Annotated in this window: 21 protein-coding genes; 7 read left to right on the top strand and 14 right to left on the bottom strand. The window is 38.1% G+C overall.

The genetic code is table 11. The features are described 5' to 3' along the window. Positions 1 to 36 precede the first annotated feature (36 nt). The gene (gene hcp / locus M992_RS06625; protein WP_053907845.1) at positions 37 to 1,689 is read right to left on the bottom strand and encodes a hydroxylamine reductase; all 1,653 of its coding nucleotides are present in this window, start codon (positions 1,687 to 1,689) and stop codon (positions 37 to 39) included. Positions 1,690 to 2,009: 320 nt separating this feature from the next. Here hcp and M992_RS06620 point away from each other — a divergent pair, with 320 nt between their 5' ends. Both M992_RS06620 and clcA read left to right on the top strand, forming a co-directional pair. After that, positions 2,010 to 3,491: an aldehyde dehydrogenase family protein gene (locus M992_RS06620; protein ID WP_053907844.1), complete on the top strand. Its 1,482-nt coding sequence runs from the start codon at positions 2,010 to 2,012 to the stop codon at positions 3,489 to 3,491. Positions 3,492 to 3,883: 392 nt separating this feature from the next. Beyond that, entirely contained in the window at positions 3,884 to 5,302 is a 1,419-nt protein-coding gene (gene clcA / locus M992_RS06615; RefSeq protein ID WP_053907918.1) for a H(+)/Cl(-) exchange transporter ClcA, read from the top strand. A gap of 73 nt (positions 5,303 to 5,375) precedes the next feature. Here clcA and tehB read toward each other — a convergent pair whose 3' ends face one another. From tehB to M992_RS06595, 4 genes are all read right to left on the bottom strand, one after another. After that, on the bottom strand, positions 5,376 to 6,248 hold the full coding sequence (gene tehB / locus M992_RS06610) for an SAM-dependent methyltransferase TehB (RefSeq protein ID WP_053907843.1): 873 nt from the start codon (positions 6,246 to 6,248) through the stop codon (positions 5,376 to 5,378). 239 nt (positions 6,249 to 6,487) lie between these two features. Beyond that, positions 6,488 to 7,567 carry a linear amide C-N hydrolase gene (locus M992_RS06605; protein WP_053907842.1) on the bottom strand — a complete coding sequence of 360 codons (1,080 nt, stop codon included), beginning with the start codon at positions 7,565 to 7,567 and terminating at the stop codon, positions 6,488 to 6,490. Positions 7,568 to 7,967: 400 nt separating this feature from the next. Beyond that, positions 7,968 to 8,546 (bottom strand): YceI family protein, encoded by a 579-nt coding sequence (locus tag M992_RS06600; protein ID WP_053907841.1) that lies wholly within the window; start codon positions 8,544 to 8,546, stop codon positions 7,968 to 7,970. 15 nt (positions 8,547 to 8,561) lie between these two features. After that, on the bottom strand, positions 8,562 to 9,119 hold the full coding sequence (locus M992_RS06595) for a cytochrome b (protein WP_053907840.1): 558 nt from the start codon (positions 9,117 to 9,119) through the stop codon (positions 8,562 to 8,564). A gap of 432 nt (positions 9,120 to 9,551) precedes the next feature. Between M992_RS06595 and M992_RS06590 the strand changes: the two genes are divergently transcribed. Next, positions 9,552 to 10,181 carry a glutathione S-transferase family protein gene (locus tag M992_RS06590; protein ID WP_053907839.1) on the top strand — a complete coding sequence of 210 codons (630 nt, stop codon included), beginning with the start codon at positions 9,552 to 9,554 and terminating at the stop codon, positions 10,179 to 10,181. Positions 10,182 to 10,320: 139 nt separating this feature from the next. Here the strand turns inward: M992_RS06590 and M992_RS06585 are convergent, their stop codons facing one another. Then, positions 10,321 to 10,941 (bottom strand): malonate decarboxylase holo-ACP synthase, encoded by a 621-nt coding sequence (locus M992_RS06585; protein ID WP_053907838.1) that lies wholly within the window; start codon positions 10,939 to 10,941, stop codon positions 10,321 to 10,323. 362 nt (positions 10,942 to 11,303) lie between these two features. Here M992_RS06585 and M992_RS06580 point away from each other — a divergent pair, with 362 nt between their 5' ends. Continuing rightward, entirely contained in the window at positions 11,304 to 12,269 is a 966-nt protein-coding gene (locus M992_RS06580) for an FUSC family protein (RefSeq protein ID WP_053907837.1), read from the top strand. A gap of 347 nt (positions 12,270 to 12,616) precedes the next feature. On the opposite strand, the gene M992_RS06575 is transcribed toward M992_RS06580, so the two are convergent. Then, positions 12,617 to 12,871, bottom strand: a complete 255-nt coding sequence (locus M992_RS06575) for a helix-turn-helix domain-containing protein (RefSeq protein WP_053907836.1) — start codon at positions 12,869 to 12,871, stop codon at positions 12,617 to 12,619. 903 nt (positions 12,872 to 13,774) lie between these two features. On the opposite strand from M992_RS06575, the gene M992_RS06570 reads away from it, so the two are divergent. Then, positions 13,775 to 14,668: a helix-turn-helix domain-containing protein gene (locus M992_RS06570; RefSeq protein ID WP_053907835.1), complete on the top strand. Its 894-nt coding sequence runs from the start codon at positions 13,775 to 13,777 to the stop codon at positions 14,666 to 14,668. A 90-nt stretch (positions 14,669 to 14,758) separates the two neighbouring features. On the opposite strand, the gene M992_RS06565 is transcribed toward M992_RS06570, so the two are convergent. The 3 genes from M992_RS06565 to M992_RS06555 all read right to left on the bottom strand — a co-directional run bounded on the left by M992_RS06565 (position 14,759) and on the right by M992_RS06555 (position 18,699). After that, positions 14,759 to 15,760, bottom strand: a complete 1,002-nt coding sequence (locus M992_RS06565) for a LacI family DNA-binding transcriptional regulator (protein ID WP_053907834.1) — start codon at positions 15,758 to 15,760, stop codon at positions 14,759 to 14,761. Between the two features lie 31 nt (positions 15,761 to 15,791). Then, a complete protein-coding gene (locus M992_RS06560; RefSeq protein WP_053907833.1) occupies positions 15,792 to 17,261 on the bottom strand; it encodes a glycoside hydrolase family 32 protein in 1,470 nt (489 codons plus the stop codon). Between the two features lie 88 nt (positions 17,262 to 17,349). Then, entirely contained in the window at positions 17,350 to 18,699 is a 1,350-nt protein-coding gene (locus M992_RS06555; RefSeq protein ID WP_053907832.1) for a PTS transporter subunit EIIC, read from the bottom strand. Positions 18,700 to 18,876: 177 nt separating this feature from the next. On the opposite strand from M992_RS06555, the gene M992_RS06550 reads away from it, so the two are divergent. Next, positions 18,877 to 19,254: a hypothetical protein gene (locus M992_RS06550; RefSeq protein WP_053907831.1), complete on the top strand. Its 378-nt coding sequence runs from the start codon at positions 18,877 to 18,879 to the stop codon at positions 19,252 to 19,254. Here the strand turns inward: M992_RS06550 and M992_RS06545 are convergent. The 3 genes from M992_RS06545 to M992_RS06535 all read right to left on the bottom strand — a co-directional run bounded on the left by M992_RS06545 (position 19,229) and on the right by M992_RS06535 (position 21,581). Next, entirely contained in the window at positions 19,229 to 19,852 is a 624-nt protein-coding gene (locus tag M992_RS06545) for a bifunctional 4-hydroxy-2-oxoglutarate aldolase/2-dehydro-3-deoxy-phosphogluconate aldolase (RefSeq protein ID WP_053907830.1), read from the bottom strand. The two genes, M992_RS06550 and M992_RS06545, sit on opposite strands and share 26 nt — an antisense overlap. Positions 19,853 to 19,862: 10 nt before the next feature. Then, entirely contained in the window at positions 19,863 to 20,798 is a 936-nt protein-coding gene (gene kdgK, locus M992_RS06540) for a 2-dehydro-3-deoxygluconokinase (RefSeq protein ID WP_053907829.1), read from the bottom strand. Positions 20,799 to 20,942: 144 nt separating this feature from the next. Then, a complete protein-coding gene (locus tag M992_RS06535; protein WP_047255919.1) occupies positions 20,943 to 21,581 on the bottom strand; it encodes an RpiB/LacA/LacB family sugar-phosphate isomerase in 639 nt (212 codons plus the stop codon). On the opposite strand from M992_RS06535, the gene M992_RS06530 reads away from it, so the two are divergent. Beyond that, positions 21,569 to 21,931, top strand: coding sequence for an IclR family transcriptional regulator domain-containing protein (locus M992_RS06530; RefSeq protein WP_053907828.1), 363 nt, complete (start codon positions 21,569 to 21,571; stop codon positions 21,929 to 21,931). The genes M992_RS06535 and M992_RS06530 overlap by 13 nt on opposite strands. Before the next feature lie 136 nt (positions 21,932 to 22,067). On the opposite strand, the gene M992_RS06525 is transcribed toward M992_RS06530, so the two are convergent. Continuing rightward, positions 22,068 to 23,102 (bottom strand): LacI family DNA-binding transcriptional regulator, encoded by a 1,035-nt coding sequence (locus tag M992_RS06525; protein WP_053907827.1) that lies wholly within the window; start codon positions 23,100 to 23,102, stop codon positions 22,068 to 22,070. Positions 23,103 to 23,136: the final 34 nt, after the last annotated feature.

Raw genomic sequence — 23,136 nt, 5'->3', positions numbered from 1 at the left:
CCTCAATAGGGAGAATAAGCTCTCCCCTGCACGAATTTATGCCGGCAAAATAGTTGCCAGATCCTGTTCAACAGTAGTAATACTGCGCATACCAAATTTTTCATTCAGTATATTCAGTAAATTTTCAGTCAAAAAGGCCGGGGCCGTTGGCCCAGTGTAAATATTTTTGACGCCCAGAGACAATAGCGTTAATAAAATAACTATCGCTTTCTGTTCAAACCACGACAAAATTAAACTTAGCGGTAAGTCATTCACACCACAGCCTAATTTCTCTGCCAGATTAACCGCCAGCATAATAGCGGAATAGGCATCATTACACTGACCTACATCAAGCAGACGCGGTAAACCTTCAATGGTGCCAAAATCCAGTTTATTAAAACGATATTTACCGCACGCCAAGGTCATTATTAAGCAATCTTGAGGTACGCTACGCGCAAAATCAGTGTAATAGCTGCGCTCATCTCGGCTACCATCACAACCACCAACTAAAAATACATGGCGTAATTTACCTTGAGCCACCAAATCAATGACTGCGTCGGAGGCACTTAGCAAGGTTTTACGCCCAAATCCTACCGTAATTTTATGTTCGATTTCGGTATAAGGAAAACCACTAAGCGCTTGTGCTTGTGCAATAATGGCTGAAAAATCATCACCATTAACATGCTTCGCACCCGGCCAACCGACAATGCTGCGCGTCCAAATACGCTCTTTATACTGACCAACATCAGGATCAATAATACAGTTTGAGGTCATTAAGATTGGTCCAGGGAATTTAGCAAATTCAATCTGCTGATTTTGCCATCCACTGCCATAATTACCGACTAAATGTGGGTATTTTTTTAATTCAGGATAACCATGAGCCGGTAACATTTCACCATGGGTATAAATATTAATTCCGGTTCCTGCTGTTTGCTCTAACAACAATTGGAGATCTTTCAGATCATGCCCAGAAATAAGAATACATTTGCCTGCTACAGGACGCACATTAACCTGCGTAGGGATCGGATCACCAAATTTTTTGGTCTCCCCAGCATCAAGTAATTCCATGATACGGAAATTCATCATCCCGATAGCCATTGATTGTTCAAGCAGCGCATCTATCTCTGTTGGTAATGTTCCAAGCCATGCCATTATTTGATGGAATTGACCATAAACATCATTGTCATACTGACCTAAAACATGGGCATGCTCCATATAGGCCGCCGCACCTTTTAAACCATATAGGCACAACATACGTAAGCCATGAATATCCTCACCAACCTGCTGTAAATCACGATTTAATGCAAATTCAGTGGCTTGTGCTAACAAAGCCGGTAAATCCGAGCCCTGTAACTGCAAATTTGCCATCGGATGATCGACCTGAACTAGGCTGTTCTTGGCCTGGCAACGTTTAACTAATTGTTGGCGTAAATAAATCGCTTCACGGGCATAACCAATAATTCTATCTGAATCAAAATTCACATTAGTTAATGTGGCGAAAAACGCTCGAGGAACAAAACTGTCAATATCATGATCGATAATTTCTAGCGCGCGCGCGGTAACTGCCCAAGCTGATAATCCTTGCAGAACGGCAACTAATAAATCTTGTAGATCGGAGGTTTCAGCAGTTTTACCGCACATGCCCTGTGCGTATGCACAGCCATTACCCACTGGTGTTCTCATTGTTTGTTCACATTGCACACAGTACATGAATATTACCCTTATAAGTTGCATTTTAAATACACCAATAAGGTTAGTACTTTCCTAAATTTATAACAGGTGTTTTATCTACAACTTAATTTGTTATTGATCTGCCGCAAAAATAAAACGTAATGATAACTATTTATGGCTTATTTAATCGGTACAAACATTAAATTAATACTTTTCGATAGGTATTACCTATAGCACTGACCGATAACATTTATTGGCTGTATGTACTATGATTAACTATTAGCTAACTAATTATTTGATGGTTAGTTAATAGTTAATAACAAACTCCGACTTACAGGCCCTACTATTGGAGAATTACCATGATCACATTAAAAGACATCGCTCCCGAGAACCAACCTAAAAAATGTTACCAATTACTGATCGATGGACAATGGACTGATAGCGTTTCGCACAAAACTAACCAAAGTTACAATCCAGCCACGGGTGAATTATTAACCGAATATCAAGAAGGTTCAGCAGAAGATGTTGATTTAGCCGTTGCCGCTGCGCAAAAAGCCTTTGTCAGCTGGCAGCACAGTACGCCAGTTGAACGTCAAAATATTTTGCTTAAAATTGCAGATAAGCTCGAACAAGAACAACAACGTTTTGCCGTATTAGAATCTCTCGATAACGGTAAACCTTACAATGAATCATCTAAAATAGACTTACCGGCAGCGATTGATCACTTCCGCTATTTTGCTGGCGTGATCCGTTCACATACTGATGAAACATCAATTATCGATGCCAATACTATTAGCTTAGCTATTCGCGAACCTTTAGGTGTTGTCGGCCAAATTATTCCTTGGAACTTCCCATTATTAATGGCAGCGTGGAAGCTCGCTCCGGTTATTGCTGCCGGTGATACTGTCGTTATCAATCCTGCTAGCCTAACCCCAATCAGCCTGTTAGAACTCGGTCGTATTATCAATGCATTCGTGCCTGCTGGTGTGGTTAATATCGTAACTGGGCGCGGATCTGTGGTTGGTCAAGCTATTTTAGAACATCCTGGCATTGATAAATTAGCCTTTACTGGTTCAACTAGCGTGGGTTACACCGTTGCCGCAGCGGCAGCCAAAAAACTGATCCCCGCTACACTCGAACTGGGGGGGAAATCGGCTAATATCGTATTCCCTGATGCCAATATGGAAAAAGCGGTCAAATATGCCGCCATCGCCATCTTGATGAACCAAGGCCAAGCTTGCGAATCGGGCTCTCGCTTGTTCCTACACGAAGATATCTACGATTCGTTCTTAGCGGCATTAAAAACTCGCTTTGAATCAGTAAAAGTGGGCGATCCAATGGCTACTGATACCCAAATGGGCAGCCAAGTTAGTGAGGCGCAATTAAATACCATTTTAAATTATGTCGATATCGCCAAAAAAGAAGGTGCAACCATTCTTACTGGGGGCAAACGCCTTACCGAGAATGGTCTAGATAAAGGCTTCTTTATGCAGCCAACCATAATTTCTGACGTGACCAATGATATGCAGGTAGCTATCGAAGAAATTTTTGGTCCGGTATTGTGCGTGATTAAATTTAAAGATGAACAAGAAGTTATTGATTTAGCCAATGACTCCGAATATGGCTTAGGCGGCGCGGTATGGACACAAGATATTAACCGAGCAATCCGCGTCTCGAAAGCCGTCAGGACAGGTCGTATGTGGGTTAATACCTACCATGAATTACCGGCTCATGCACCTTTCGGTGGCTATAAAAAATCCGGATTAGGCCGTGAAACGCATAAAATGATGTTAGACGCTTATACTGAAGTGAAAAACATTATCATCAGTACCAGTGAATAAATTATATCCAGAATTTCTATCAATAGTTAATTAAAATAAATAGTTAATTTGTCCCGATAAACTGACACCACGTTTATCGGGATTTTTTTATTTCAACTATAGGTTATTTAGTTATTAATCCTTATATTCTAAGCTCATTAAATTCAATATTTATTGTCTTATTAAGAATGAAAAAAAATTTTATTTCTTTTTTAGAGTAACCCTAATTATTTAACCTTAATCATCACTACGCTGCTTTATAAAATATTTGTGATAAAATGATTGCGGCTAAATAGACCCTTTTTTATATCAAGAAGCAAACTCCTTGGTATAGTTGATGCTATATACTGATTGATTAGATCGTTCAAGAGCAAGAGAGTCATAACAATATGGCAGACAAAATGGCAGATACAATGGCAGACAAAAACTCAGTTAGCGCCAATGAAATAAAATACCGATTTGGAGTACTGAAACGATTAAAAGAAAAAGATAAAACACCACTAATTATCTTATTACTGTCAGCGATTATTGGCTCGCTCGCAGGATTAGTCGGAGTATTATTTGAAATCGGTACTACGTGGATTTCAAACCAACGAACCGACGCCGTAAGTGCTTATTTCAGTGATAAATGGCTGATGATCCCTGCAATGTTTGTTATTTCAGCCATACTGGCGATGATTGGCTATTATCTCGTTAATCGCTTCGCTCCCGAGGCAGGAGGCTCTGGTATTCCTGAGATCGAAGGTGCATTACAAGATTTACGCCCAGTGCGCTGGTGGCGAGTATTGCCGGTCAAATTTTTTGGCGGCTTAGGAACATTAGGCTCTGGCATGGTGCTAGGACGAGAAGGGCCTACGGTGCAATTAGGCGCAAATATCAGCCAGATGATCAATGATATCTTCCGTATAAAAGATAAAGAATCGCGCCATACTTTATTAGCAGCCGGGGCTGCCGCTGGGTTATCTGCTGCATTTAATGCACCATTAGCCGGTATTTTATTTATTATTGAAGAGATGCGCCCACAATTTAAATATAGCCTAATTTCGATTAAAGCAGTATTTATCGGTGCAATTATGGCTACCATTGTATTTAGATTGATTAGCGGACAAAGTGCAATACTTGATATTGGGCAGTTCTCATCAGCGCCCTTAAATACATTATGGCTGTATCTCATTCTCGGTATGATATTCGGTGTATTAGGTATCGCCTTTAATAATTTATTACTTTATCTACAAGATAAATTTCTGCAATTTTATCAAGGCAAACTGTCACGCTTTGTATTAATGGGCGGATTAATTGGCGGCAGTTGTGGCGCAATTGGTATTTTAATGCCCGAAATTGTTGGAGGTGGTTTCAATGTTATCCACCAATCAACCGCGGGTACTTTTAGTCTCGCCATGATTTTAGTATTTTTTGCTTTACGCTTTTTAACCTCAACACTCAGCTTTAGTTCTGGTGCTGCTGGTGGTGTTTTTTCTCCATTGTTAGCCTTAGGCACTTTATTTGGCACCGCCTTTGGCTACATCGCATTAAATTTATTCCCTGAATATACGATAGAAATTGGTACTTTTGCCATTGCGGGTATGGGCGCATTATTTGCATCTACCGTCAGAGCACCGCTGACAGGTATTATTTTAGTATTAGAAATGACCGATAATTACCAGCTGATTTTACCCATGATTATTACCTGTCTTGGGGCAACCATGCTCGCACAGGCATTAGGCGGAAGACCGCTGTATAGCGTACTATTAGAGCGTAAACTCCAACAAAATGCACAGCAAAATAAAACGACTGAGAATAAAATGCCGGTGGTAGAAAAGCCAGCGGAATAGACGAAGAATAGCAAAGTGATAATTAACAGACAACGGACTATTTATTACTTATCCGTTGTCTGTTTAACCGGATTTAAACTGCCTTTTTCTGGGCGATTAGGGTCGCAAAATTTAATTTAATTGGATTACCGTGTTGATCTTTTTTATGCAGATACCCAGCATCTTCATTGTATTTAATGACTTCCCAATCGTGATAATATTGTTCTAATTCACCGGGTTGTAAAAAACACTTAAAGGGGACTTCATCATAAGGAACATCTGGAGATTCTACCGGGCAAACAATTAAATTTACCCCATTCGCTCGTGTCTGTTGCTGCATATTTTTAATAATATCAGCAATATTTTCGCGTTTTAAGAACATTAATACCACTGTTGAAATAATCAAATCATATTCTTCTTTGATTTGATGGCTATTAATATCATAAATGGCAGTTTTTATGTTGTCTAAATTGGCATCTTTTTTAACCAACTCAATGGCCTGTATATGCTGAGGATTGATATCCACCGCAGTCACATCATACCCCTGCTGGGCCAAAAAGAAGCTATTTCTACCTCTTCCCGAGCCTAAATCTAATACTTTACACGGCTTAATAATCTGCTGTTCAACCATAAATCGCACTTCAGAATGCGGTAATGACAGCCCATACTGCTTATAAAACTTAACATCAGGATGACAAAAGAAAGAAAGTTGGCATTGCATATCATCACTAAAATCAGCAATGCGATGCCATTTTTGTGGTTCAATCATTGGTGGCTGATGTTGTGTATCAAAATGAAACAACTGTTCGCGACCATCTTCTTCAAAACTAACAAAATCTAAACTACCTTGCAGAATAACCAACTGAGCATAACTGCCCTCTTGGGTATTATGGCGCTGTTGGAACATCAAAGGAAGCGTACTTTTATTCCAAGTAGGCATTATTTTATAACATACTAAATCTGTCATATCATCACCTTAAGTTGCATTTTAAATACATCTTATAGCTAATTAAGTTACTCTGCAAAGAGTAATCTACTCAAATTAATTGGGCTTGATAAATATCAATCTCCCGTACTACGTATTCAGCACTATTTCACTATTCCGAACTATGCCGAACTATGGTCGTACTAATAGCCGTGCTATATCGGGAGATTGATTAAACTCACTCAGGAATTATACCCTCTAAATTTGAGCTAAATAAAAACTTAATACCCTAGCTCTTTTTCTGTCAGCCCTTGGAATATAAAAGGTTTACTTTCTTTATAGAGTGCAGTCGCATCCCCAGAAAAAATATTGCTTTGCTCTACACCGAGATCTAATTTTTGCACCTTGCCAGTTTCAGCAGAAAAATCAATTTTCTTCAAATCGGTCCAAAAGATATTAGGCGTCAATGCGGATTCAAAAAAATAGAGCTGACGCTTATGGTCAACTAAGGTACGCCAGCGAGTTGATGATATCTCCGGTGCATCCGTAGTATTTAAACCATAAGGTACGGAAACATTACGGATCACACTGAAAACACTAGCAACCGCTTTATTAGCTGTCGTGTTTTGTGGAATAGCATTGATATAAAAACTGGCACGAGCAAATCTATCTGCAGAACGATTTGTGCCGGGCAACATGACGGTTCCACCAATCCCTTGCCAGTATTCTTCCATAGCTAACTGTTTTTCAAATGTTGGTGAATTAGTCATCACTTGATATTGCTTACCATGATGAATAACCTGCTTACCATCGATATATTCAATAATAGCACTGTCACCACTAGCATCAGATAAAGCCAAATGCAGTGTCGCTAATCGAGTTTGCCCAGGAACGTTATCTGTGACAACCGATAAGGGGGATTTTTCTAAACTAGCCACAGCTTCAGCCACCGTGGCGTAATTATCCAACATATACTGCGCCCAAACTGAAATAGATAATGCCGGATTTTTATCGCCTTCTTTAGGATATTCCGATTCTGCTAACCATAATAAATTGGTGACTAATCCTTTTTCATTCACTCCATCAGTGGTAGAAATATCATAGCCTGAGGCAACGACACTGCCATATTTAGAATGCCACTTTAAGGAGTTTTCCCCTGCGACGCCATTGCGTTCCATCCCTCGAGGAAATATCCATAAATTGGTACCAATATCATATTTCCAGTCCATGGTTCTGGTGGTCATAATTTGTTGATTTTCACCAAGATAAACAATTCTAGTACATGCTTGGCTGACTATCGCCGTCATCGATGTTGCGGCTAATGTTAGCCCTGCCACTATGCATTTCTTTAATATTGACATCAAACCTCCCGGTTTGGTTAAAATTATCGATAGATTATTTATCGATTCTATTTAGCCAGTATCTCGATAATCTAGTTAATTGCACTCAACTATTTATATAAACTGCGTTATATAAACTGCGGTTCCAGCATACAGAAAATAATACTTTTATAGTAAGAATAAGTGTAAGTGAGTTTATACAAAGATCAATTCTTCCAATCATCAAAACACTAAATACAAAATAAGAATGATAATAACTTCCGATACTTAATTGAAGTAACATTATGTTATTTATGGTATATCGCTATTTATCTATTAATTTGTGATTTTATACTATTCAAGTGACATATAAACAATAAAAAACCCGCTTAATCTTATTGTGATTAAGCGGGTCTCGAAATAAGAATATAAATCTAAAAATTTATTTCTGCTGTACACCTTCAACAGAAATCATTAACTCAACTTCTTGTGATTTAGGGCCTAAATCAGATTTGATGTTAAAGTCTTTCAGCTTAATATTACCATAAGCTTCAAATCCTGCTCGGTAACCGCCCCAAGGATCTTTACCTTCACCCAGAATCTTAGCATTTAATGTCAGCGGTTTAGTTACACCGTTTAGGGTGAAGTCACCGCTAACGAGGTATTTGTCACCCTCTTTTTTTACGTTGGTTGAAACAAATTTTGCTTCTGGGAATTTTGCTGCATTTAAGAAATCAGCACTGCGTAAATGTTTATCTCGCTCAGCATGATTAGTATCAATACTGTTAGTTTTAATCAGTACATCAACACGGTCTTTTGCCGGATCTTTTTCATCATAAGTAAAGCTACCATCAAAATCTTTAAAACTTCCGTATACCCAACTATAACCTAAATGCTGAATACGAAATTCAATAAACGCATGTTGTCCTGGCTTATCAAATTTATAGGTTGCTGCCAGCGCAGAACCGGCGGTTAATAATAGTGCACCTGTTGCAAGGCTAAGAACCGTTTTCTTCAACATATTTATCTCCACGTTTTATTTATTAGGATTAAATCCTAATATTCTTTTTAAGGTAAAATCAGCATCAAAAAAATGATGTTTAAAAGCAGCCAGTGCATGTAATACAGAAAGTAAAACTACAGACCAAGCTAAATAAAGATGTATTTCTCCGGCAGTATCTGCCTGAGCGGCTTGCCCGGTAAAAATAGCCGGAATACTAAACCAATCAAACACATTGATCGCTTGACCATCAGCCGTTGAAATTAAATAACCACTAATTAAAATACTAAATAACAATATATAAATAAGTATTTGAACTATGGCTGCACTAATTTTAGTTACTCGACTGTAACTTGGGAGTGGCTTCGGTGGCGGAGAAATAAAACGCCAAATCACTCTAAATAACATCACGATAAATAAGATAATGCCAATACTTTTATGTATCTCCGGAGCTTGGTGATACCAGCTATCATAATAACCTAACGATACCATCCATAGGCCTAAAGCAAACATGCCGTATACCGTTATTGCCACCAGCCAATGAATTAAAAGTGACACATGTCCATAGCGAGTGGAAGTATTCTTCCATTGCATATCATAACCTTTTTATATTAATCATCGAGTAAATATTTAACTTAGGTTAATCATAATCTATTTTTCATTTTTATATATCGTTTTCTTCAACAAATATTTTGTTGAAGATATTCAAATTCCATCAACTCAGTTAAATTTAATTAATCTTTATAAAAGTCAATAAGACAAAGGATAAATAAATTAATTTATCAGCTTAGTTTTAAATTAATTTATCTGATTAAAGTTATAAATTAATTATCTTTAGCTATAAGAAATAATAAAATATTATAACAAGAATCGTCAATACGATGATATTAGTGAATTTCTGAGAGACTTATTTTTAGCAAATGTAAAATTATTCCATATAAATTGGTATTCAAAAGAATCTTCACTAGATAACGTCTGTCAAAAAAACTATATTTATTAGTACGACAACATGTTGTAGGAAAAAAAATGTACTCCCTGTGGATAGCCAATAAAAATTACTCCTCCTGGTCTCTACGCCCTTGGGTTTTGCTCAAAGTTTTAAATATTCCGTTTAAAGAACATCAAGCTTTGTTTAATTCAGGCGGCAGCAGCTATGAAAAATTCACCGTATTTTCACCCACAGGTCAAGTTCCCTGCCTAATTGATGATCAACAGATTATTTGGGATTCACTCGCTATATGTGAATATATCGCCGAAGATCATCCCCATGTATGGCCACAAAATAGACAGGCAAGAGCATGGGCCAGAAGCGCTGCCGCAGAAATGCACTCAGGCTTTCTAGCGCTACGCCAAAATTGTCCGATGGAATGTACGACTCGCCTCGTCATGCCCGAGATATCTAACGAACTTAAAAAAAATATCATGCGCCTAGAGACACTGTGGCAAGAAGGATTAGATAAATTTGGCGGTCCTTGGTTAGCAGGTAGGCAATTTACCGCTGTGGATGCTTTTTTCGCACCCATTGCTTTTAGAATTCAAAGTTATCAACTCCCCGTCAATGACCTCGTCCAACAGTGGGTTGAACAAACATTAACGTTAAGCGCGATGCAAGAATGGTATCAGGCCGCCAGCAACGAAGAACTGATCGAGCATTAACCATAAGTATTATCTGCCGCGCCTAACGTTTATTTAAGCGCGGTATTAATTAATATGAATAAAATTAAATCACCCACTCGAACATCAAAATTATTATAGCGCTAATTTTTGTTTAGTTATAATAAACCCACTTACTTAGTTAAATATTCTCACCCCAAGGAAATGCAGTTAAAATCGTTCCTGTTGCTGTCTTTAAGCTAACCTGATCATTTTTAAACCATTCAGATAATGAAAACTCACCTTTTGGTGTTTCTACATAAATATCAATGCGACACAATGGTGTATTAGCTTTGATAGCAAATTGGGCAAAATCTTCTTTCTGCTGCAAAGTAGGACAGCGGATTAGTATATCTAGATCACTATCTGAATACATAGACTGAATATCAGTAACCAATGTATAAGCACAGCTACCGATTACTCCCCACTTCCATGGCCATTGATGCTGAGAAATTAACAGTAATACCTGAACCTGAGGTAAAGCAATAAACATTGAGCGCTGTAACTCGATAGGATTAGAAACTAACGATTCAATATTCATCATATGAGTAATTGATGATTTATCAATAAGCACATCGAACCTTTCACTGCGCTTTATTCCCCGCAATCCTACAACAATTTTTCCATCATATTGCTGTTTTCTAAGCACAATTAACGGCAATGATGAGTTCCACTGCATACTTACCCATTCAGGTAATGGCTGCTCTGAAATAATTTCACTGGCATCATTAATCCAAACAAAATCATGAGGGTTAAGCTGCATATTGCGGTATTCCTTATGGTGAACAATCGTATAATTTACATGGCTAGTATATACATAAAAAATGACTTAAATCGCGGGTTCCATGTTATCACAAGCCATAGGTAGCTGTTCTTCATATTACAAAAATCATTAATAAAAATAAATTTGAGGTTAAATTAATGCAATAAAACTTACTATAAAAATCGTTATTAAAAAACATAGTTAATAGATAAAAATATAGACAACTATACAATTAAAATAATTTCTAACTAACGACAAAGATAGTTTTTCATTCCACACAGACAGGCTAAATGATAATATAAAAATCAATAAGTTATTATCTGTACAATATAATATTAATATTTTATTTCGAGTGTCTTATTATGAGAAGAATTCCAGCAATAGATGACGGGCTTATTTTCAGTGGCTGCATGCTCACTGGGGCTATTATTTCATTGATTTTTTCCGGTGTACAAACCGCAATGTGGAGTACATTCTCAACCTTGTATGCCTTTCTATTATTTAATGCTGCAAAGGATTACAAAAATCATTATTACACTGGATTCTGGCTGTTAGTTATTGTTTTTTCTATTTATTTAGGAAACATATTACGTTTAGGCGATCCATTTTATCTATTCTTAATTATTTTTTCTTTTATTTATTATCAAATATATGGTTCAGATCCTGTTATTGACTTATCAATGAAGTTTATCATTATAATGTCAACAATTGGTACCGCTATTCCTAATATCTCTATAGACTTGCCGATAGGATTTTTTATTGGCAGCAGTATTACTATTTTTGTCTGTAATTATCTCAGCAATAAAGCGCATAAAAAAATTAACTTTGGCAATAGCCAAATAGAAAAAAACTTATTTACATTAAGAAAAAATATCCTTCCTCGATCACTAATTTATGTTTCTGGTTTATTATTGACGCTCTACATCCCTAGATTGTTAGACTTCGGACATTTTTATTGGACACTTTTAACATTTGTTTTTGTTCTTCATCCTAAATCAAAAAGTATTATTTTACTTACCAGCCAACGAGTTTTAGGCAGTATATTAGCGGTACTATGTCTATATTTATTATTTAACACACCTTTGATGCCATATATTGGTGTAATTTCAATTTTAGTTTTCGCATTTTTATATCCTATGAGTGGACATAAAAATTACACATTTATGACATTTATCACTACCTGCTTAATACTATCTGTAATTGAGCAAGTTGAGTATTGGCGCCATCCCGCTTATATCCTATTTTTCGATCGCGTATTAGAGACTTGCCTTGGAGGGACCATTGCAATAGTAACTAGTATATGTTTAAAACACTATAGGATAGAATAATAAAACAATAAAAATGATATCTAGAAAACAATACATCGTCATCGAAATAAAATAATTTATCGTTATCTATATATTGTCTTTTAATGATAAATGAAAATATTCCAACTTAACTTATTATAACCAAAGTTACTTTCACTATAATTTATTATTTATTCAAAATATGAAAGATGTGATAGTTAAATTTACTTATCACATTTTTCTAATTAATAAAATAACTCATACTAATAATAACATAGCTCAATAAATAGCTTAATACAGATGAATAGCATCTTCGATAATGAAAATACATTACCAAAAATACATTGTTAATTAAAACATTACAAATAAATTAAATGGTGTTTATTGATTTAATGAATCGTATTCCCTGCTCCAATGTTAACGTTAACTATTCCATGCATAAAAGATATAGGATCTAAATTAAATAAACGAGCAAATACAAATAATGAATCAACATCAATACATGTATTACCACACTCAAATTGATATAACTCTTCTTCGGTTACTCCAATTAAAGTGGCAATTTGGCGTAGGCTCATTTTATGATTTTCACGCTCCTCACGGATTTTCACCCCAATTAACTTCGAAATTTGAATGTTTTTCATCGTTATATCTCCATATTAATATAAAAACCAATTAAACTGCGAGTATAAAATTTCACTTTAAAATCCAGTAATCATTGATATATATAAAAAATTTAAAAACTAATAATCCAATAAAGAATAACTATAAATAATTATTCTAATTTGACATAAAAAAACCACACCATAAAAACTGACAAAAACATCATGCTAATCAGTTTCTTTGCTAATAAATAGAGTGTCTATACCATACTGACTATTCTTGATTAATCCACATCTAGCTAACTTTAATTAATAATATAATACATTATGATACAAAGTCATTATGAATGAAATATTTTTAAGCTAAAAAGACCAAAACATAAAAAATAAATCAATAAAAACACAACAAATAATTTTGACAACTAAAATAAAATAAAACATTAAGAATCTATATCAACAACCAATAAAATATAAACATCATAATAAGATAATAATTAGAATATAATATTATATTTTAGTAAAAATGGAGTAAAGTAAAAACCACGAAGCAAATAAAATCAATTAATTTTTTTATACAATAAAAACATAAGCATAGTAATTACTTGTAATAGCACCCCCTTCAATGAATTATTGAAAAATAATAATTCTATTTGTTAATGATAATTATTAAATATTACAATTAACTTTATTCATAACATAGTAAGAGTGACTAAGTTAAGCATCCCTCTCAATTTATCTAATCTCAGATAAGATGGAGAATACTAAAATCTTTACGTATATAAACATATCTTGACTGTAAATAAATAATAGTTTTTATCGTAGAATATTTTGCTCTCCCCCTCTAATTCAGTATACTATTGAAACAATTCCCTAGTATTTTTCTCGCTCCTTCAATTTAATATGAATAATCAGGATCGTGGGAATTTAGTAATTAAAAGGATATTTATGCTTCAGGAAAGTGTTATAAGAGAAATCATTCTCTGGATTGAGCAAAATCTTGAATCTCGTCTTTCTCTCGATATTGTTGCGGAGAAAGCAGGCTACACCAAATGGCATTTTCAACGTATTTTTAAATCTAAAACTGGGCTCGCATTAGGAACCTATATCCGCGCCAGAAGATTATCATGTGCAGCCGTCGCTTTAAGACTAACTCATGATAGTGTCATGGATATTTCATTAAGATACCGTTTTGACTCACAACAAACCTTTTGCCGCGCCTTTAAAAAGCAATTTAAAACCACTCCGTCAGAATACCGTAAGCAATCCGGTTGGAATGTACAGGGTTTTTGTTTGCCAATAAGAATGGGTTCAGATTTGCAGGTTGAGGTTCGTTTAACTAAATTACCAGCCAAACAATTAATCGGTATGAAACATTGTTATGCACGTGACATTCCAGATAGAAACATAAATACTCTGGAAATAAGAAGGCAATACTGGCGCCGTTATTTAGAAAAAACTAAAAAAATCTCAGATAATCTTTATGCTATTCATGGGTTAGATAAACGTCATGAGAAAAAAGAACAAGATTTAACTTTTTATTATACAACTGGCTTAGAAAAACAAAATTTTGAGGTTATTCCGCCAGATCTTGAAACCGTTGAATTACCCGCGGGTGATTATCTCGAATTGAAATTTAGCGGTAGTCTGGCAGGAATAGAGTATGATGATATCATTTATACCGCCTACGGAAAGGTATTACCTAATTTAGATATTATGCGTAAGGAAAGCTGTGATGTGGAAAACTATGTATTAAAAGAGGGTGTAACTTATGATGAGTTTATGGCTACGCCTCATAACTTTATTCAAGAACTTAATTATTATATCCCCGTCATTGTCTAGAATAAACTCTACGCGTAGACATCTACTCGTGTAGACAAAATAGCCCAAAAAAATAGCTTTATTTCCTTGGGCTATTTTGCTTTTTTAATCTTATTGAGTACTCTTGCCTATCATTAATTGATAATTAACCCAAGTTTTATGTGCAGTTATACTCTCTGACTGATCTTTATTAATCTGTCGATATAATAAATCCGATGCAATAATTCCTGCTTGTTTATAATCATAAATCAACGTCGTTAATTGAGGATGATAAAACTGTGCTAAGGTCCCGCCACCGACACCACAAACACTAATATCTCGTGGAATTTGTAGATCCATTGAAAATAAATAATTCATCGCACCAATCGCCATTTTGTCGTTAGCCGCAAAAATGGCATCAGGTTTAAGTGTATTTTTCTCAAAGATAGCACGACATGCGGCAAAACCACTTTGGTGAGTAAAATCACCTTTAGCCAATAAATGCTCATCAATAGGAATATGTTGCTCGCGCAAAGCATCTAAATATCCTTGGCGACGGTGAACCCCCACAGAAATATCACTTTCATCCACACCAATAAACGCGATCCTCTGTTTGCCCGTGGTTAATAAATACTGAGTCATCTCTTTAGCTGCGTGATATTCATCAAATAATACACATGGAATATTATTGGGTGATTCTTGCCCAATAATCACCGTTGGTATCGCCAATTTTTGTAATTTTTTATGGTGTTCTGGGGTTAAAACGGTAGCAATAAAAATGACACCATCAACCTGTTTTTCTTTAAAAATATCTAAAAATTCCAATTCTTTATTCAGTTGATGATGAGTATTTCCCAGCAAAATGCTGTAGCCTTTGGCACTAAAAAAACCATCAATACCAGCAACACATTCGCCGGATGATGTGGCATTTATCTTAGGTAAAATAACCCCAATAGTATGACTCTTTTTAGAATGAAGCGCTTTAGCAAAAGCATTCGGCCGATAGCCGGTTTCTTCTAATACTTTATTAATTCGCTGCCTGACCTCTTCTTTTACATAGCCGGATGAATTTATCACCCGCGATACGCTAGAAGCTGACGTTTTAGCTAACTTTGCAATTTCTTTAATATTCACTTAACGTTTCTTATTTAGGATTTCTTATTTGTTATCTAATTACGCCATCAGTTTTTAATTCAAAATAATCAACTGTGTTTATATGGCATGGCGTGGTACTTTCAAAACAAATTTCAGTTGATGTCATCTCTGGGAAAATACGCGCACTAAAGACCGCCTCTCCCTGATTAATAAAAATCTCTAGCGATGAATTATCGGCAAAAATAACCAACTCCAATGAGTTAGACTGGGCTAATTTGCATTGCCGTATTCCCCCTAAGCCCGCTCCCGCATGATCCCTATCGAGTGTTATCACCAGATTTTCAGGATCAAAATGCAATAACGTATATTGATCCGCGCCATTACTGCGTAGCTTTAATGATAACGGCGATGTTAAATCGCTAAATTCTGCCCGTAACTCATAACAGCGACCCTTCACCCCCTCGAGCATCAATATCCCAGAAAAATCCACTGACTGATAATGAATATGCGATTGACGTAAAGCGACTAATTCAGCTACCGGCGTTTGATATAACTTTCCATCACGGATACTTAGCTCACGGGGCAAAGTCATTTGATGTAACCAGCCGTATTCCACCGTAGGCTGAACGTTTTCCTCCGGTAATCCCATCCACGCCAACATAATCCGTCGGCCTTGATTGTCGAGGAAACTTTGCGGTGCATAAAACTCAAAACCACGGTCTAATTCTTCAAAATGTTGGGTATCAAACTGAGCAGGCGCTAAACTAAGTTGACCTAATAAATAGCCAGATTGATAAATATTCTGGTATTTCATACCTTGCGGTTCAATTCCTTGGGGAGATGCTAGCATTACCCATTGTTCGCCTAAGCGGAATAAATCGGGGCATTCCCACATATAACCAAAATCATCAAAAGGATAAATACCACTGCCTGTTATCGGCCCTAAACAGTGCCATTCAGTAAGATTTTCAGAGCGATAAAGCAGCACTTGTCCGTGTAATTTTTCCGTCTGAGCACCAATCACTGCCAACCATTGTTCGCCCTCTCGCCAAATTTTAGGATCCCGAAAATGCGCGGTATACCCTTCGGGTTCGCCATCAATAACAATGCCTATTTTTTCGAAATCAATGCCGTTTTTACTTTTGGCTAAACATTGGCGACTGGCTCTTTGTTGCTGATCCACACCATATTTTAAATTGCCAGTATAAAATAAATATAACTCGTCATGATGAACAAACGCACTCCCAGAATAACATCCATTGGCATCATAACTAGCATCTGGCGTAATTGCCGGAGCGACTTCGCGCCAATGGACTAAATCATCACTTATATAGTGTCCCCAGCATTTCTGGCTATGATCGCAAGCAAAAGGATTCCATTGATAAAACACATGATATTGGCCGTTAAATTGAATTAACCCGTTAGGGTCATTCAATAGCCCTAATTTAGGGGCAATATGATAGCTTGGTCTAAACGGATCGTTATCAATAACCTGTTGTTTTGCTAACACTAACTGGGTATTTGCTAACCATTTATTCACGATGTTAATTACCTAATATTGATGACCAGCCATCGGCTGGAAACTAGCGCAGTAAGAAAAAAGTACCCCAAAGGGGCACTAATAATGATTATTCTGCTGATGCTGGAGATTTAACTAATAATTTAGTGAAGATCATTCCAACAATCATGGCTATCGCGATCATCGCGAGATATAACGCCATTCCATGCCCTAAATAGCCAGGAATAGCAGGTAAGAAGGTAATTCCCATCATTGGCGGAGCTATATGCATTAACATGGCAAATACCCCGGCAACCGCACCGCCAATCATGCCAGATAAAAATACTTTAGAGTTAGTCAAGGTAACACCGAACAGTAATGGCTCAGTGATCCCAAAGAAACAAGGTACGATGGATGAAAATTTAAGGGCTTTCTCTTTTTTATCTTTTAACGATAACGTATAAGCAATCGCGGCGCCTGCTTGACCCGCCATCGATGCAGTAATCAAGGCATTCAGTGGGTTAACTCCGCCATTAGCTAATAAATTTAATTCCACAACCATTAATGAATGATGCAAACCGGTTACGGTTAATGCTTGCTGCGCCGCGCCTAGGATACCTCCACCAATACCGTAAGGTAAATTAATAATCACATTGGCCGAGTTCATAATACCGTGCTCGACTAAGGTAAAAATCGGACCAATGATAAATAATGCGGTCATCGAACCAATTAAGATAGTTAAAAATGGGGTAAACACTAAATCAACCACCGCCGGCATCCAACGGCGGATCCAGCGTTCAACATTGGCGCCAAAAATACCCACAATCAGCGCAGGAATAATTGTTCCTTGATAGCCTTGGATATTAAAAAAGCCAATTTTTAGCATTTCAGTTCCGCCGCTGGCAACATCCCATGCATTCGGCAGCATTGGGGCAACTAACATCAAACCTAACACCATCCCCACCACCGGCGTACCACCAAAACGATTAAATGCCGACCAAACTACCAGTGCCGGTAAGAAAATAAATACCGTATCAGTAACTACTTGAGTCAATACCAGCACATCTGGCGAAAATTCGAAACCCAATTGCTCAGCAAATCCACGGATCCCCATAAACAAACCAGTCGCGACTAATACCGGAATTAAAGGAATAAAAACATCCGCTAAAGCGCGGATACTTTTTTGAAACCAATTCATGTTTTCATAGGCAGATTGCTTAACCGAAGCGCTAGATGCCGGAGCATCGGCAGTCATTAAAGCATAAATTTTATCGACTAATCCGGTACCAAGAATAATTTGATGTTGCCCTGATTGATAAAAATAACCACGCACTTTATCAATATTTTTAATCACATCAGCCGCAACTAAGTCATTATCTTTGACCACGATGCGTAACCTTGTCGCACAATGTTCCAGGGCGACAATATTGTCTTTGCCACCTATAGCCGCAAGGATCTGTTTACTGATTTTTTCATTCATTTTGACGCACTCTCTGATTTATGAAAAGCTTTTCACATTACGATATATGAAAAGCTTTTCATAAAATAGATAAACATGATGAAAACATGAGCAAGCTCGCATTTTAGATGATACGACTCTAGCCTCGTGAGATATTTTAAGCGATCACGCCGGAACGGTTTTTTTGATCAGTTGATCATGAGCGTACCCGTTGATCTGCGCTGGCCGATCTCCGATGATTCCATTCCGTTCGTCAATAATGCAGTCAACACCATGGTGAGCAAAAACTGGCGTGCGCTGCGAATGTACGATCAAATGTTCCAGCAGTATTATTCCCAACTCAATTTCAAGGTTGCATTTCGCGATGACCAACCTGAAACCGCCAAGATTTATCGGCGCTTTGATGATTACCCAGGCGCAAGTAAAGATAAAAAAATCAGCCATGAAATGGTAGAAAAAAATTTAGCCCAATGGCAAACCTTAAATATTCAGCAACAAGCCGATGATACCATTAGCGCCAAACCGCTCGACCATCCAAACCGCCAGCTGATTATACCGCGGCAGCGGCTTCAGTGACTAATTTAGCCAATGCGTCCCATTGCTGCGCTTCAATCAATGCCGTCGGCACCATCCACGAACCGCCACAAGCAATCACCGATTTAAACGCAAAATAAGCTCTAACATTATGTAAATCAATGCCGCCAGTTGGCATAAATTCGACCGGATACACCGCGCTTAATGCTTTGAGCATCGGTAACCCGCCTGAAGCTTCCGCCGGGAAGAATTTAAACACTTTTAAATCAAATTCCATCGCCTGTTCGACCAAACTCGGGCTATTAATACCAGGAATAATTAATATATTTTTTTGCTGACAATACGCCACAACGTTAGGATTAAACCCTGGGCTGACCACAAAATCTGCCCCTGCTGCCATCGCTTGATCAACCTGCGCGGGGGTTAATACCGTGCCCGCACAAATCAGTAAATCCGGGTATGCCGCACGCATATTTTTAATCGCTTGCGCAGCAGCAGGTGTCCGGAAAGTCACTTCGGCGCACGGTAAACCATTTTCAATCAGCACTTGAGCTAAAGCAACAGCATACTCAGCATGGTTAATCGTAATAACTGGGATCACTTTAATTTGTTTTAATTTTTCATATAACGCGGTATGCATTTTCGATTCCTTAATGGGGGGTTATCTCAGGCATGGCTGCGGTTGGAATAATGGCTCCCTGGTGTTGGATAACCACTGAGGCTAAATCATGCCCGGCTTTTGCCGCTTGTTCTGGGGTTCCGCCCGTGACCCGCTTGGCTAAATAGCCTGCGCTAAAAGAATCACCGGCCGCCGTGGTATCAACCACTTTGTCCACTTTATTGGCCGCAACGATCCATTTGTTATTATTAATAATTACATAGCAGGGTTCAGAGCCCCGCTTAATCACAATTTCTTCAACGCCAAGCGCGCGTGCGCGTTCTATCGATTGTTGTTCTTGTTGATCGCCGTACAACAATTTTTCATCATCAAAAGTTAAAAAAGCCATATCTGTCAGTGCCAAAATACGGGCATAAGCCTGCTGAGCTTCAGCGATCGATGACCATAATTTAGGCCGATAATTGTTATCAAACGCAATTTTTGCACCGGACAATTTTGCCTGTGCAAGCAAGCTAAACAACAGGTCTCGTTGGGCTGGCGGTAAAATCGCCAAGCTGATCCCACTGAGATAAATCATATGCTGCTGGCTTAAAAGCTCGCCCGTCTGCGCGGCTGTCTCTGCGGTTAACCAATATTTGGCCGACGAATTATCCCGCCAATAAAAGAAACGGCGCTCACCGTCTTGTGCGGTTTCAATCAGATAAATCCCCGGCAGTTTATCCTGTAAAATAAACACATTATCGGTATTAATATTTTCTTGCTGCCAGCTTTCGAGCATTTTGCGACTGAAAGGATCTTCGCCCAACCCCGTGATATATCGGGTGGTTACCCCGTGAGCCGAGGTCAAACGAGAAAGATATAACGCGGTATTTAGCGTATCACCGCCAAACCCTTGCCTATATCCCCCCTCGCCTTGCTGTAGCTCAACCATACATTCACCAATCACAGCAATATGATTTATATTCATTTAAATCACCTATTTGGGCTTTTATTCAACCTAGTTAGATAAACGTTATCTATCCCATAAAGTCGGTTTTCAAATCAGTTTATCTGTGTTTCTAAGCGGCCAGTGCGGCAACCTAGAAACAACAAATCATCGATGATTAGGCGATTATGCTAATAAAGAACGCACATAGTCGGCAATTTCTGGTTTCTGGCAATGGGCAAAGAAACATTCTTGGAAACGCTCGCCAGACACCGCTGTTTTAACCAGTGACTGATCAATAGCACGCAGACTGTCCAGATAATCATCTTTGACTATCGCGGCTTTAACTTGATTCAAAATAGCCGCATTGCATTGTTGCGGCTCAGCACGCTCAATCGGATACCCTTGACCGCGCTCACCGGTGAAGGCTTTTTCAAAGATATACTGCACATTCAATTCCGCGCCCCAACCAAAACCTTTCGCGAAAGCCAGAGAAATAGCATTACCGTTATTGATTTGATTAAACAGGAAAGCATCGGAAGGCTCTAAACAGTAACCACAGACCACTCCCGGATGAATGTTCAATGACATCAATGCGCCTTGCCCGGTACCACACCCCGCCACCACAAAATCAACCGCCTTAGAATTCAATAACAGGCTCGCCATAATTCCTAAATGAATGTAGGTCAGATGATGATCTTGCTCATCACTCATCCCTACGTTAAATACTTGGTGGCCTAATGGGGTCGCAACTTGTTTTAATTGGTTGATGATGATTGGGTTTTTCGCGGCTTGGCTATTTTCCATCATTAATGCAATTTTCATTCTTTACTCCAAATCAGTTAATTAAAATAATCGGCTATCTTAATACGATAAAAGATGTCACCTTTATTAAAAATACTGCAAATACCTTAGAAAATGTTGATCAATTGCTCGCTCAATTAGCGCAAGTCCGTGAACAACATTTTGCTGAAGATATTGAAGAACAAGAACTGGGATTAAGATGTATTGCTGCGCCCGTTTACGATAGGTTTGGTCGTGCGATTGCCGGGTTATCGATTTCTCTGCCCACCATTCGCTATGATCAACAACACCAAGATTACTATGTCGATATGCTAAAAAATGCGTGTCGTAATATTTCTGAAAAACTCGGATTCCATAATTATCCCGCGTAAATATTATTCTTTCTATAACGCATAATTTTTTATCGTCTCGCGGTGCTTCGCTTATCGGCCACCCGCGCTATTGAACCCGGCGGATCCCCTGAGCGTATGGCCTATTATCACTAATAACCCGATGATAATAGCTGGCTCAGGCGCTTTGCCGGGGTTCGAACCGATAAGGAAAAATAATCTCTTCTCGCAAAGTCGGGCCATCTTCATTTACCGGCTGACTTAACCATTTGGTCAATTTTTTACCGGCTTCCCGCCCTATTTTACGATAATCAATACGGATCGAGGTTAATGTCGGCTGAATGTGATCACAATTCTCCGTCCCCTCAAGACAAGCCACCGCTAAACTGGCCGGAATTTTTAATAATCGCCGTTGGCATTCAAACATAATCCCCAACGCAATCACTTCATGGCTACAAATTACGCCATCTAATTCAGGCTGACGGGTTAACATTTCAGTAATCGCTTGCCGACCAAATTGCATACTGGCCGCATACGGCGTAGTAATGCTCTGCTCGGCGCTATGATAATGATGTAGCATGGCTTTCGCCCAGCCACTTAATTGCTGATTTTGCAATTTATTATCCATTTGCGCGCCAATATAACCAATATTTTTATAGCCTTTATCCAGCATATATTTCGCTAAAAAATAAGCGCCATCTTCGATATTGCTATCGATATTTAGCGATGGCTGATGGTAATAACCGGCAATACTAATAATCGGAATATGGGTATTTAATAGTTCCACCGTTGATTTTTCTGACACCAAATTACCAAAGATCACTAACGCCGCCGGATTGGCGTGCAATAACGTATTTAAGACTTCCAATTCTTTGTGTTGATTATATTCATGGCAGCCAATTAATACCTGATAATTATTTTGGTTAAGGATTTCCTGCAACGCTTGTAAAAAGGTGGCGCTCGAATGATCGGTTAACGAAGGCACCAGCACCGCCACATTGCGACTGACCCCTGACGCCAACATTCCCGCAGCCAAATTAGGTACATAGCCTAATTCTTCCACCGCTTGTTCTATCTTTTGCCTTAATTTATCTGAGACTAACTCCGGGGTACGCAACGCCCGAGAGACGGTCATGGAGCCTACTCCCGCATGTTTAGCCACGTCTTGTAACGTTACCCTGCCTGTATTGCGCCGTTTTCTTACTTTTTCCATAAAATAATCATTTCATCGTATCGTGAGCCATTAA

The sequence above is a fragment of the Moellerella wisconsensis ATCC 35017 genome (genome assembly GCF_001294465.1).
GTDB classification, from domain to species: domain Bacteria; phylum Pseudomonadota; class Gammaproteobacteria; order Enterobacterales; family Enterobacteriaceae; genus Moellerella; species Moellerella wisconsensis.
Note: the sequence above shows the minus strand (reverse complement) of the source record. Positions and strands in the feature narration are given on the sequence as shown.